We start from the raw sequence: 12,334 nt of genomic DNA, 5'->3' as shown, positions 1-12,334 counted from the left end.
GTCGTGCCGGCCCGTTCGACGGCGGGTGGTTGACGGGACGTCAGGTGTCGATGTCCCAGAAGGAGCCGTAGCGGGTGGTCAGTTCCTCGATCTCGGGGGCGGACAGCAGGCGCCGCTCGCCCTCGGCGAGCAGGAGCAGCAGCGCGCAGACCTCCTCCAGCTCGGTCGCCGCGTCGACCGCCGTGTCCAGGTCGGCGCCGGCCACGACCGGGCCGTGGTTGGCCAGGAGCGCCGCGCGGAAGGAGAACGGCAGCGCCTCCAGCGCGGCCGCCTGCCCCGGATCGCCGGGGGCCGCGTACGGGATCAGCGGGGTCTGGCCGACGCGCATCACGAAGTACGGCGTCAGCGGGGGTATCGCGCTGCGCTCGGCCCACCCGGGCCGGCAACTGACCGCGGCGGCGTGCCGGGAGTGCAGGTGCACCACGGCGCCGGCGTCCGGGTCGCGCCGGTAGAAGGCGGTGTGCAGCGGGAACTCCTTGGACGGCCGTGGGCCGGACACCAGGGTGCCGTCCAGGTCCAGCACGCTCAGCCGGTCGGGGTCGAGGTCGCCCATGCCGTACCCGGTGGGCGTGATCAGCACCCGGTCGCCGTCGCGGACGCTGATGTTGCCGCTGGCGCCGGGGCTGAACCCGAGCCGCTGGAGCTTCGCGCCCGCCCGGACGAGATCGGTGTTCGGCGCGCTCACGCCAGCTCTCCCCACGCCGTGGTGAACATGTCGGTCGCCCCGAAGTTCCCGGACTTCAGCGCCAGGTCCACCGGGTGCCGCACACCGTCGACCACGGCCTCGGTGTGCGTCCAGGCGACCCCGGGGGCGATGGGGGCGCCGACCCGCAGGGTGTGCGCGCCGATCGCGGTCACCACGGCGCCCGAGGTCTCCCCGCCGGCCACCAGCAGGTGCCGGGCGCCGGCCGCGACGAGGGCGGCGGCGCAGCGGGCCAGCGCCGTCTCCACCAGTTCCGACGCGCTTCGGCCGCCGGCGCCGGGGGAGCCGCCGGGAGCCTCCGCGGCCGCTCTTCCCGCACCGCCGGCCGCTGTGACACCGGCCACGGTGACCGCCGTCGAGCCGTCGCCCGTCCGGCCCCCGGTCGCCGCCCCGTCGCCCGCATCGGGGGCGACCGCGCCCGGTCCGGCGGCACCGGAACCGTCCGAATCCGACATGCCGGACTCGGGTACCGTGGTCTGGTCGTCGGTGGCGTAGATCATCGGCGGCAGCCCGGGGTGCGAGCGCCACGCGGCCTGGACGAAGGCGACCAGGCCGGACACGGCGCCGTCCAGGTCCGCGCGCAGGGCGGAGACGTCCAGTGCGCGGGAGGGCAGCACCCCGCGCGCGTGCTTCACCTGGGCGCGGGTCGTCGCCGAGGCGCTGCCGGACAGCACCGCGGCCGGGCCCCGGCCCGTGCTGGCGGCACGTGCGGACTCCAGGCCGCCGCGCGGTCCGGTCATGCCGAGCGCGAGCCCGGCGGCGCCGGTGACCAGCGGCAGGTGCGCGGTGGCGGCGGCGATGACACGCAGGTCCTCGTCGGTGGTGGCGTCCACCACCGTCAGGGCGCCGGCGGCCGGGTCGAGCAAGGCCTCGCGCACCGCACCGGCTCCGGCGCGCACCGTCTCGTGGCGGACGCGGCCGACCTGCCGGCGGGTCTGCGGGGCCAGCAGCCGGCCGAGGTGCGCGTCGCGCATCGGGGTCAGCGGGTGGTCGCGCATCGGGCTCTCGTCGAGCAGGTCGTCGTGGACGAAGAGCCGGGAGCGGTAGACGGTGCGGCCGGTGGCCGGGAAGGAGGGGACGACCACGGTGGTGTCCTGGCCGAGTTCGTCGAGCAGGGCGTCGGCGACCGGACCGATGTTGCCGCGCGGAGTGGAGTCGAAGGTCGAGCAGTACTTGAAGTAGAAGCGCGTGCAGCCGGCCGCGCGCAGCGCCCGCAGGGCCGCGACCGAGTCGCCCACGGCCTCGGCCACGGGCGCGGTCCGGGACTTCAGCGCGACCACCACGGCGTCGGCGTCCGCCCAGGCGTCCTCGGTGGGGGCGCCCGCGGAGGTGCCCGCGGAGGTGCCCGCGGAGGCGTCCCCCGGGACGTCCGCCGCCGGGGCGCCGGCCGCCCGGGTACCGGCCCCCGCGCCGGGGACGCCGACCGTCACCACGGTCCGGAACCCGCGGGTGACCAGCATCGTGGCGAGGTCCGTCGCCCCCGTGAAGTCGTCGGCGATCGCCCCGAGAGATGGCATCGGTCCTCCTGGTGCCTCGTGCTGCTGCTCGTGCCTGGGTGCTGCGTACTTGCCGTGCCTGCCGTGCCTGCGTGCCACGCGGGCGGCGGGCTCGGCCACCGGGCCCGGGTCCACCGGTCCCGTTGTGAAAAAATGTTAACATGCTTGACCGTGACGTGAAGCCGTGTTTAGTTTGTGTTAATTCATGAGCGCCCGACCGTTCCCGCGCCGACACCGCCGAACCGTCCCGCGCCTCACGAGCCCGACACCAGCCCCACCCGGTCCCCCGTGGACCGGCATTCATCCCGAAGGACCGCCATGAACATGCGCGACGAGTCCGCGGACAACGGCAGCGGACCGGTCCGCTACGCGCTGTCGGGTGCGGGAGGCGGCTTCGCCCGTACCCTCCTCGCCCAGAGCCTCCTGATCCCGTGGCTCCGACCGGTCGTCCTGTGCGACCTGGACGTCGAGCAGGTCCACGCCGTGTGCGTGGACCTCGGCTACGCCGCCGACGACCTGGTGACCTGCCCGGACGCCGAGTCCGTCGCGCGGGCCGCGGCCGCCGGGCGGATCGCGGTCACCGCGGACGCCACCGCCCTCCAGGCCGCGGACTGGGACGTCCTCACCGAGGCGACGGGCAGCCCGGTGCACGGCCTGGCGATGGCCGAGGCGGCACTCGCGGCGGGCCGGCACGTGGCGATGGTCAGCAAGGAGGTCGACTCCGTCGCGGGACCGTACCTGGCGCGGGAGGCGGCCCGGCGCGGACTGGTCTACACCCCCGTGGAGGGCGACCAGCCCGCCAACCTCGTCGGTCTGACCGCCTGGGCGCTGGACATCGGCCTCGACGTGGTCGCGATCGGCAAGTCCAGCGAGTACGACCTGGTGCTCGACCCCGAGGCCGGTACCGTCACCCAGCTCGACACGACCGTGCCCGCCCCCGCGCTGGCCGGCCTGCTCGCCCTCGGCGACGACGTGCGCGGCACCCTGGAGGCGCGGGCCGCGGCCGTCGCCGCGCTGCCGGTCGGCGCGACCGCCGACTACTGCGAGATGGCCGTCGTCGCCTCGCACACCGGCTTCCGCCCCGACACCGAGCGGCTGCACTACCCGGTCGCCCGCCCCGCGGAACTCGCCGACGTGTACGCGCTGCGCGAGCACGGCGGGGTGCTGCACCGGCCCGGCGCGGTGGACGTCTTCACCGCCCTGCGGCTGCCCGGCGAGGCGTCCTTCGCCGGCGGCGTGTTCGCGGTGGTGCGCACCCACGACCCCGTGACCTGGGAACTGCTCGCGGGCAAGGGCCACGTGGTCAGCCGGGACGGCCGCTACGCGGCGATCTACCTGCCCTACCACCTCATGGGGGTGGAGGCCCCGCACACGCTGCGGGCCGCGGCCGCCGGCCGCAGCCGCGGCGGCGCGCACCCGGGCCGCAGCGCGGTGCTGGCCGGCCGCGCCCGCCAGGACCTGCCGGCCGGTACCGCACTGCGGATGGGCGGCCACCACCACGACGTGGACGGCGTCCAGGCCGTGCTGCTGCGCGACGAGGACACGCCGCCCGGCACCGCCCCCCTCTACCTGGCCGCCGGCGCCCGGCTGGCCCGGCCCGTCGCGGCCGGCGCCCTGCTCCGGCTGGACGACCTCGCCGACCACGACGCCGGGCTGGCCCGCGCCTGGAAGGCCGGCGCCGATCCCGAGCCGGGGTCCGAGCCCGATCCCGAGCCCGATCCTGAGCCGGGGGCCGGTTCCGGTGCGGAGCAGCGGCCCCGGGCCGCGGCAGGCACCGGGACCGACCGGGGCTCCACGGGCGGCGCGGGCTCCACGGGCGGCGCGGCCGCCGGCGACGCCGGGCGGGGGCGGGCATGAGCTCCGACGTCCAGCACATAGTCCTCGCCGCGGTCGCCGTCGCGGTCCTGGTCGTGCTGATCACCAAGGCCAAGCTCCACCCGTTCCTGGCGCTGAGCATCGCGGCCCTCGGGCTCGGCTTCGCCAACGGCATCGGCCCCAGCGCGACCGTGGACCACTTCGAGAGCGGCTTCGGCGACGCGCTCAGCGACGTCGGCCCGATCATCGGGTTCGGCACCATCCTCGGCGGCATCCTGCTCGGCTCCGGCGGCGCCGACCGGATCGCGACGGCCTTCATCGGCGCGCGCCCGGTCAAGTGGGTGCCCTTCGCGATGACCGGCGCCGCGCTGCTCATCGGCATGCCGCACATCTTCGACGTCAGCTTCGTGATGCTGGTCCCGCTGGTGTACGCCACCGCCCGGCGCACCGGCAGCCACCTGCTCTACGTCGGGCTGCCGATGGCCGCCGGCCTGTACATCTCGCACGGCCTGCTGCCGCCGCACCCCTCACCGACCGCGGCGATCGGCGCGTACCACGCCAACACCGGGCTGACCCTGCTCTACGGCCTGATCATCGGCATCCCGATCGCGGTGATCAACGGACCGCTGCTGACCCGGGTGGCCAGCCGCTGGTTCGGCCCCGCGCCCGACCTCGACAAGGGGCCGGCACCCGAGGAGCGGATCGAGCCGGCCCGCGAGGGGCGCACCGCCTCCTTCACCGCGGCGATGGCCACGGTCCTGCTGCCCGCGCTGCTGATGCTCGTCGGCACCCTGGGCAAGAGCCAGGCCGCGGACGGCTCCTGGGTCCACACCTTCTTCGAGTTCTGCGACAACCCGGTGCTCTCGCTGGCCCTCGCGGTGGTGTTCGCGTACTTCGCGCTCGGCACCCGCTCCGGCTTCGACCTCGGGCAGATCCAGAAGATGGCGGCGAAGGGCCTGGGCCCCGCCGGCATGATCATCCTGATCCTGGGTGCGGGCGGCGGGCTGAGCGAGATGCTCACCGCCACCGGCGTCGGCAAGGTGATCTCCACCCACGCGGTGCACTGGTCGGTGTCCCCGCTCGTCCTGGCCTGGGGCGTCTCGGCCCTGCTCCGGATCTGCCTGGGCTCGGCCACCGTGGCCACCGTCACCGCCGCCGGCATCGTCGCACCGCTGATGGGCGCCTACCCCGGCCTGTCGCCGGAACTGCTGGTGCTGGCCACCGCGTCCGGCTCGGTGATGCTCTCGCACGTCAACGACTCCGGCTTCTGGCTGTTCAAGGAGTACTACCAGCTCAGCGTGGGTCAGACGTTCCGCACCTGGACGCTGATGCTGTCGTTGCAGTCCCTCCTGAGTCTGGGTGGCATCCTGCTGCTCAGTACGGTGGTCGGCTGACACGGGAGAACCCGGCGACGGGACGGAGGAGGAACCGAGTGAAGTCCTCGACGGACGGCGTGCCGCTGATCCCCGACCAGCGGCGGGAGGCCCTGCTCAAGCACCTGCGCCGGGAGGGGGTGCTGAGCGTCCAGCAGATCACCCAGCTCTTCGGGGTCTCGCACATGACGGTCCGCCGGGACATCACGGAGCTGGAGCAGCAGGGGCTGGTCTACTCCGTGCCCGGCGGCGTCAGGATCGCCAGCGGAGTGCGCTCCGAACCCGGCTTCACCGCGAAGTCGCTGGTCGAGCAGCCGCAGAAGCACGCGATGGCCCTGGAGGCCGCCGCGCTGGTCGGCGAGGGGATGACGGTCTACCTCGACGCCGGGACCACCATGAACGCGATGATCCCCGCGCTCGTGGAGCACCGCGCGCTGACCGTGGTCACCAACGACTTCAACGCGGTCGAGCAACTGTGCCAGGCACGGCACATCGACACCGTGCACGTCGGCGGCCGGGTCGAGCCGGACAACCGCTCCAGCGTCGGCCCGCTCGCCGCGGCGACCGTGCGGCAGCTCGCCTTCGACATCGCGTTCGTGAGCGCGAGTTCCTGGGACCTGCTGCGCGGGGTGACCACGCCGTCGGAGAGCAAGATCGAGGTCAAGCGCGCCGCGATGGCGGGCGCGGCCCAGTCGGTCCTGGTCACCGGCTCCTCGAAGTACGGCACCTTCGGCATGTACAAGGTGGCGCCGCTGAGCGCGTTCGACCTGGTCATCACCGACTCCGGGCTCGCCGCGCCGGCGGCGGACGGCATCCGCGCCGCCGGCACCGACCTGCGGATGGTCCGCGCCGAGCAGCAGCCCGCCTGACGGCACGGCAGCCGCCCGCCGCCCCCGGTCAGGCGGGCGGCGGGCGGCGCGGCCACGTCAGCGGTGCAGCGGCCGCCCGTCGGCGTCCACGGCGACGCCGTTCACGCTCACGACGCCGGACCGGCTCACGCCCACCTTCGCGGTCATCGCGGCCGCCAGGTCCAGCCGCTGCCAACTGCCGCCGCCGCTCTCCTCGTCCATCACGTAGCCCGAGTCGATCTCGGTGGCCGCCAGCACCGTCCGCCGCTGCGCCGCGGTCAGGTCCGGGAACGCCGTCGTCAGCAGGTTCTCCGCGCCCTCGGGCACCGACGGCGCCAGACCGGTGGTGCCGACCTGCGGGAACCCGTAGGTCATCCGCTGCCGGTAGACGCTCAGCGCGTCGCTCGTGCTCAGGTACGGCTGCTCGCCCGCGACGCACTGCGCGAGGGTGTCGCCCGCGCCGACCTCCCGGCACTTCTGGGCCAGCACCGACTGCAACTCGGCCCGCGCCTGCTCCAGCAGCGGCCGGAACCGCGGGTCGGACCAGCGCAGGTCCGCGGTGTCCTCGCCGACGATCCGGCCGCCCATGATGTCGGTCGGGTAGTGGTAGGCCAGCACGATCCGGTTGTTCGCGTACTCCGAGGCGCGCGCCAGGATCTGCGGCGCGAGCTGCGGCAGCAGCGTGGCCATCACGATGCCCTGCGCGTAGCCGTGGCTCGTGTGGCCGCTCGGGAAGGAGCCGTCGCCGGCCAGCCCCGCGTACCCGCCCGCGCTGTCCCACTGCTTGATCAGTCCGCCGTCGTTCGTGAAGCCCATCCGCACGAACGGCCGCTTGTACTGGTAGGTGTTCTTGGCGGTCTGGTACCAGTCCGCCGACGAGGTCGGCGTGTGCTCGATCCGGCCGCTCAACAGCGCCTGTGTCTTGGGCAGTTCACCGTCGGTAAGGGCCTTCAGGTAGAGCGGCCCGAGCACCTTCCCGAGGCCGTCGGCCATCGTCCGGTACGGGCTGTTCGCGCCGTCCACCAGCGCCTTCTGCACCTGCGGGTCGGTGACGTCCTGGTAGGCGTTGTTGATGTCGACGACCGTCCGGTCGTCCAGCGCGGTGAGCTGGTCGTAGGTCGTGCCCTTCGGCAGCACCGCGTTGGCGCCCATGATGCTCGACGTGCCCTCCGCGGTGGTGAACGACCGCAGCAGCCACGTGAAGTAGTCGCCGCCGTCCGGTGCGGCCGGCAGCGTGTCCGAGGCGTAGGAGGTGTCGAGCTGGTCGGTGCCGAACGGCAGCGACGCGGCGGTCTGGGTCAGCGACGGCAGCCCGAAGTAGACGTCCGAGCTGGTGCTGTTGCACTGGTGGACCTCGACCGCCAGGGTGTTGGCGCCCGCCCGCAGGTCGGCCGCCGGGACGGCGAACGCCGACGCCACCGGATCACCCGCCCCGGCGGTGCCGGCCGGGGTCTCGTACTGGAGGTTGCGGGTGATCTGGCCGTCGTTCCAGCCCGCCACACGCTTGCCGTTGACGTAGACCGTCGCGGTGTCGTCGTAGACGATGCTGCCGACCAGCCCGGTGATCGAGTCGATCGTCGCCTGGTCCAGGGTGAACGACGTGCGGAAGAAGTACGCCTCCAGGTCGTCCCCCGACCCGCCGTCCTTGCGCAGGCCGAGCCGGGTGGTGACCGGGAAGCCCGCGCCGAGGTCGGTGCCGTCGTCCTTGGCGCCGAACGGCCCCGCCGCGGTCCGCCACGGAGCGGAGCCGGTGTCGAAGCCCGGCTGCGTCCACGCCGTGCGGTCGGCGGCGCCGGCGGCCGGGTCGACGTCCGGCGTGTCCAGGTAGTCCCAGCTCGTGGCGGTGTCCACCGCCGGGCGGCCGAGCGTGACCGAGTCCACCCAGCCCGAGACCGGGCCGGCGGCCGCCGAGGGGTCGGCGTAGTCGAGCAGCACCTCGTCCACCCGCTTGCCCGCGAGCGGGGAGAGGTCGACCGACACGGTGTTCCAGGTCCCCGGGGTCAGCGCCGCGCCCTGCGCGGCGGCGCGCAGCGGGTGCCCGCCGGAGTCGCGCACCCCGCGCAGCGCGCTGAGCCGTTTCGCGTGCCGGCCGTCCGCGTCGGTGTACACCACGTCCAGCGCCGCGTACGCCGAGGCCGCGTCCGCGGGCCGGATCGCGTAGCTCAGGGTGGAGTCCGCGCCGAGCGGCACGTCGAGGCCGGACCGGAGGACCACCGAGGAGGAGGCGGCGCCGGAGTGCAGCACCCGGCCCGCGTACCGCAGCGCGCCCTTGCCGGCGGCCGCGCCGACCGACTCCGCGTCCTCCACCGAGGCGCCGAGCGCGCTCGGCGCGGTTCCCGCCGAACTGCGCAGCGTCCAGTCGGCGATCTGGAACTTGGTGTAGTCGGCGGACGAACCGGCGCACTCCTGGGCGCAGTTGGCGGTGACCCGGAGTTGGTAGTAGCGGTAGGAGCCGGTGGAGCCGACCGGGTAGAAGTTCGTCTGGCCGCGGGCGGCGAAGCTCTGCGCGCTCTCGGTGTCCAGCGCCTTCCACGACGGGTCGTCGGCGTCGGTGGCCGCCGACGCGCTGTTGCTGCCGAGCACCGTCCACGCGCGCGGGTCGCGCGGCGGGGTGTCGTTGCCCGAGGTGATCGAGTAACCGGTCACCGGCGCGGCCGACTTCAGGGTGTAGATCGCGTAGACCGGGTGGTCCGCGGTCGGTTGGCCGCTGCCGCTGGCGTACCACTTGGTCGAGGGGTCGCCGTCGGCGAGGCCGGCGACGTGCTCGGTGGTGCTGGTGGCGTTCGGGTAGTCGGACGCCACGCTCTGGACGGTCGCGTTGACCTGCGTGGTCTCGCCGCGCAGGTCGGTGGCCGGGCCGTTGCCCGGGAAGCCGGCGGGCTGGGCCGCGCCCGCCTCGTAGGAGGTGGCCCAGTAGCCGCCCACGGACGGTGCGTCCGCGGCCTTCGCGGTGGCGTGGGCCGCCTGGGCGCCCAGCGGGAGCACCAGGAGCGAGGCCGCGATCACCGCGACCCCGCGTCGTCTGCTCGTCTTGTGCACGCGCACGGTTTCCTCTCTCGTCGACTGCGGTGGGCGGGCCGGCCGGCGGCGGCCCGGCGGGACGGGGTCACGCCGGAAGAGGCCGCCAGGGGTATGACATCGTTGTCATCTTGTCGGAAGGCCCCTTCGGCGGGAGGGGACCAGGGGGAGCGGGGCCGGCGGAGGGGGCATGTCGGGTCTCCCGGTCGGGGCGGCGGAGGAGCGGGGCGAGACGTAGGCAGGTAAGCGGCCGGGATTTCGGCTGTCAAGGGTGCGCGCGGTTTCCGGCGCGGCGCGGCGGGGCCGCGCGGGCGGCCGCGCGGCCCCTGACGCGAGCCGCGGGGGCTCCCGGCGGGGCTCGGGCGGGCGGACCGCGCGGGCCGGCGGGGCCGGGGGCCTCGGGCCGACGGGCGGGGGTCGGGTGGAGGGTCCGGAGGGTGCACCTGCGCGCGGGCGCCGGGGAGGGGGTCCGGGCGGGTGTCCCTGCGCGCGGGTGGTCGGGGTGAGGGTCCGGGCGGGTGTCCCTGCGCGCGGGTGGTCGGGTGGATGTCCGGACGGAATGCCCGCCCCGGGTGGGGCGCCCGGGTGGGGCGGGTCAGCTCAGGCGCGCGGCCGACAGGGCCGCGGTGGTGGCCGCCGCGAGCGCGTCGAGGTAGCCGGCCGGGCGCTCGGTGCGGATCATCACCAGGCGCCAGTACAGCGGGCCGATGGCCAGGTCGAGCGCGAGGTCCACGTCGGTGTCGCCGGCCAGCTCGCCGCGCTCGATCGCGTGGCCCACCACGACCGCCGCCACCGCGCGCTGGGTGTGCCGCATGGCGGCGTGCGCGGCCTGCGCGATCTCGGGGTTGCGGGCGGCCTCCGCGAGCAGGTCCGGCACGATCTGGGCGGCGAGCGGGTGCTCCAGGAGCCGCGCGGTCGCCCCGATGAGCTGGCGCACGTCGCCCAGGAGCGTGCCGGTGTCGGGGGCGGGCATGCCGTACAGCGCGAGGGCCGAGACCACGTCGAGGACGATCGGCAGCTTCGAGGGCCAGCGCCGGTAGATCGCCGCCTTGCCCACGCCGGCCCGGCGGGCGATGTTCTCGATGGACATCCGCCCGTATCCCACCGCCGCCAGCTCGTCGACGACGGCGGCGCGGATGGCGTCCGTCACCCCCTCGCGGAGCACGGCGGCGCCGGCCGGGCGGCGACGGGACTTCGATTCCATGCCCCGAGCATAGCGTCACGACGGAACGGTTGCGTTCCGTTGTCGCGGTCGCCTAGAGTTTGTGGTGCGACGGAACGGTATCGTTCCGTTCTGTCTGGTTCCAGTCGAAAGCGCCTCCTATGACACAGCGCCTCGCTCCCGTGCACGAACCGCAGGCCCCCGCCATGAGCCCCGCCGAACTCGCCAGGATGTACGGCTTGTCGGTCAGTGGTGCGCGGCCCGGGTTGTTGACCTACACGCGTCTGTTGTGGGGTCGTCGACATTTCATCAACGAGTTCGCGAAGGCGCGGACGGCGGCGCAGTACACGCAGGCGCGGCTGGGTCAGTTGTGGCAGGTGATGACGCCGTTGTTGAACGCGGCGGTGTACTACCTGATCTTCGGGATCCTGATCGGTACGCATCGGGGGATCGACAACTTCATCGCGTTCCTGGTGACGGGTGTGTTCATCTTCACGTTCACGCAGTCGTCGGTGTTGAGCGGGGTGAAGTCGATCTCGGGGAATCTGGGGTTGATCCGGGCGTTGCATTTTCCGCGGGCGTCGATGCCGATCGCGTTCACGTTGATGCAGTTGCAGCAGTTGATGATGTCGATGTTCGTGTTGCTGGCGATCGTGTTGATGACCGGTGAGGTGCCGGACGCGTCGTGGTTGTTGATGTTCCCGGCGTTGTTGTGTCAGTGGGTGTTCAACACGGGGTTGGCGTTGATCGTGGCGCGGTTGGGCAGCAAGATGACGGATCTGTCGCAGTTGATGCCGTTCATGTTGCGGACGTGGATGTACATGTCGGGGGTGATGTACAGCATCACGAAGTTGACGACGACGGCGCCGCACATCCTGCGGATCCTGTTGGATGTGAATCCGGCGGCGGTGTACATCGATCTGATGCGGTTCGCGTTGATCGATTCGGTGACGGCGGCGCAGATGCCGGCGCATGTGTGGCCGATGGCGGTGGTGTGGGCGCTGGTCGTCGGTGTCGGTGGGTACGTGTACTTCTGGAAGGCGGAAGAGTCCTATGGCCGTGGCTGAGCAGCCGGCGCTTCCGCCGGTGCAGGTGAGTCGTCCGATGGTGCCGACGGTGATCGTGGAGGACGTGAACATCGTCTACACGGTGTACGGGGCGGGGACGGGTAAGGGGAGTGCGTCGGCGGCGTTGGGTCGGATGCTGTCGAAGAAGCGCCGGTCGACGAACGTGCGGCGGGTGCATGCGGTGAAGAACGTGAGTTTCACGGCGTATCGGGGTGAGGCGATCGGGATCATCGGGTCGAACGGTTCGGGGAAGTCGACGTTGTTGCGGGCGATTGCGGGGTTGCTGCCGCCGGAGTCGGGGCGGATCTACACGGATGGGCAGCCGTCGTTGCTGGGGGTGAACGCGGCGTTGATGAATGATCTGACGGGGGGGACGAACGTGGTCCTGGGGGGGTTGGCGATGGGGATGTCGCGGGAGGAGGTGCGGTCGCGGTACAAGGGGATCGTGGATTTCTCGGGGATCAACGAGAAGGGTGATTTCATCTCGTTGCCGATGCGGACGTATTCGTCGGGTATGGCGGCGCGGTTGCGGTTCTCGATCGCGGCGGCGAAGGATCATGACGTGTTGATGATCGACGAGGCGTTGGCGACGGGTGACCGGGCGTTCCAGCGGCGGTCGGAGGAGCGGATCCGGGAGTTGCGGAAGGAGGCGGGGACGGTGTTCCTGGTCAGTCACAGCAACAAGTCGATCCGGGACACGTGTGAGCGGTCGATCTGGTTGGAGCACGGGGTGATGCTGATGGACGGGCCGACCGAGGACGTCCTCGCCGCCTACGAGGCGAAGACCGGCAAGTGACCGCGCGCCCGGCCGCGTCCCGGGTGCCACCGGAGGCCGGCGGGTGCCCGCCGGGA

At 73.1% G+C, this 12,334-nt stretch carries 9 protein-coding genes; 5 read left to right on the top strand and 4 right to left on the bottom strand.

Going from position 1 to position 12,334, the window contains the following annotated elements:
* Positions 1-40: 40 nt before the first annotated feature.
* Together RVR_RS09545 and RVR_RS09540 are read right to left on the bottom strand one after the other, a co-directional pair.
* A complete protein-coding gene (locus RVR_RS09545) occupies positions 41-685 on the bottom strand; it encodes a class II aldolase/adducin family protein (RefSeq protein ID WP_202233432.1) in 645 nt (214 codons plus the stop codon).
* A complete protein-coding gene (locus tag RVR_RS09540; protein WP_202233431.1) occupies positions 682-2,220 on the bottom strand; it encodes a four-carbon acid sugar kinase family protein in 1,539 nt (512 codons plus the stop codon). Before RVR_RS09540 ends, RVR_RS09545 begins: the two co-directional genes overlap by 4 nt.
* A 297-nt stretch (positions 2,221-2,517) precedes the next feature.
* Between RVR_RS09540 and RVR_RS09535 the strand changes: the two genes are divergently transcribed.
* Genes RVR_RS09535 through RVR_RS09525 form a run of 3 tightly spaced genes read left to right on the top strand, consistent with a single transcriptional unit; the run spans position 2,518 to position 6,256 of the window.
* A complete protein-coding gene (locus tag RVR_RS09535) occupies positions 2,518-4,056 on the top strand; it encodes a homoserine dehydrogenase (RefSeq protein WP_237404661.1) in 1,539 nt (512 codons plus the stop codon).
* Complete coding sequence (locus RVR_RS09530; RefSeq protein ID WP_202233430.1) at positions 4,053-5,408, top strand: GntT/GntP/DsdX family permease; 1,356 nt, start codon at positions 4,053-4,055, stop codon at positions 5,406-5,408. The genes RVR_RS09535 and RVR_RS09530 overlap by 4 nt, the downstream gene beginning before the upstream one ends.
* Before the next feature lie 38 nt (positions 5,409-5,446).
* A complete protein-coding gene (locus RVR_RS09525) occupies positions 5,447-6,256 on the top strand; it encodes a DeoR/GlpR family DNA-binding transcription regulator (protein ID WP_237404660.1) in 810 nt (269 codons plus the stop codon).
* 57 nt (positions 6,257-6,313) lie between these two features.
* Here RVR_RS09525 and RVR_RS09520 read toward each other — a convergent pair whose 3' ends face one another.
* Both RVR_RS09520 and RVR_RS09515 read right to left on the bottom strand, forming a co-directional pair.
* Positions 6,314-9,274 carry an acid phosphatase gene (locus tag RVR_RS09520; RefSeq protein WP_346731444.1) on the bottom strand — a complete coding sequence of 987 codons (2,961 nt, stop codon included), beginning with the start codon at positions 9,272-9,274 and terminating at the stop codon, positions 6,314-6,316.
* A gap of 574 nt (positions 9,275-9,848) precedes the next feature.
* On the bottom strand, positions 9,849-10,457 hold the full coding sequence (locus RVR_RS09515) for a TetR/AcrR family transcriptional regulator (RefSeq protein ID WP_202233429.1): 609 nt from the start codon (positions 10,455-10,457) through the stop codon (positions 9,849-9,851).
* Positions 10,458-10,576: 119 nt separating this feature from the next.
* On the opposite strand from RVR_RS09515, the gene RVR_RS09510 reads away from it, so the two are divergent.
* Complete coding sequence (locus RVR_RS09510; RefSeq protein WP_202233428.1) at positions 10,577-11,482, top strand: ABC transporter permease; 906 nt, start codon at positions 10,577-10,579, stop codon at positions 11,480-11,482.
* The gene (locus tag RVR_RS09505; RefSeq protein ID WP_202233427.1) at positions 11,469-12,278 is read left to right on the top strand and encodes an ABC transporter ATP-binding protein; all 810 of its coding nucleotides are present in this window, start codon (positions 11,469-11,471) and stop codon (positions 12,276-12,278) included. Before RVR_RS09510 ends, RVR_RS09505 begins: the two co-directional genes overlap by 14 nt.
* Positions 12,279-12,334: the final 56 nt, after the last annotated feature.

The sequence above is a fragment of the Streptomyces sp. SN-593 genome (genome assembly GCF_016756395.1).
GTDB classification, from domain to species: domain Bacteria; phylum Actinomycetota; class Actinomycetes; order Streptomycetales; family Streptomycetaceae; genus Actinacidiphila; species Actinacidiphila reveromycinica.
The sequence above is the reverse complement of the archived record's forward strand: the minus strand, read 5'-3'. Positions and strand labels throughout refer to the sequence as shown.

Excerpts from the sequence above, each read along its gene's own strand:
- RVR_RS09530 (WP_202233430.1), top strand. The coding sequence starts at position 4,053 with ATGAGCTCCGACGTCCAGCACATAGTCCTCGCCGCGGTCGCCGTCGCG.
- RVR_RS09540 (WP_202233431.1), bottom strand. The coding sequence starts at position 2,220 with ATGCCATCTCTCGGGGCGATCGCCGACGACTTCACGGGGGCGACGGAC.
- RVR_RS09510 (WP_202233428.1), top strand. The coding sequence starts at position 10,577 with ATGACACAGCGCCTCGCTCCCGTGCACGAACCGCAGGCCCCCGCCATG.
- RVR_RS09535 (WP_237404661.1), top strand. The coding sequence starts at position 2,518 with ATGAACATGCGCGACGAGTCCGCGGACAACGGCAGCGGACCGGTCCGC.
- RVR_RS09505 (WP_202233427.1), top strand. The coding sequence starts at position 11,469 with ATGGCCGTGGCTGAGCAGCCGGCGCTTCCGCCGGTGCAGGTGAGTCGT.
- RVR_RS09515 (WP_202233429.1), bottom strand. The coding sequence starts at position 10,457 with ATGGAATCGAAGTCCCGTCGCCGCCCGGCCGGCGCCGCCGTGCTCCGC.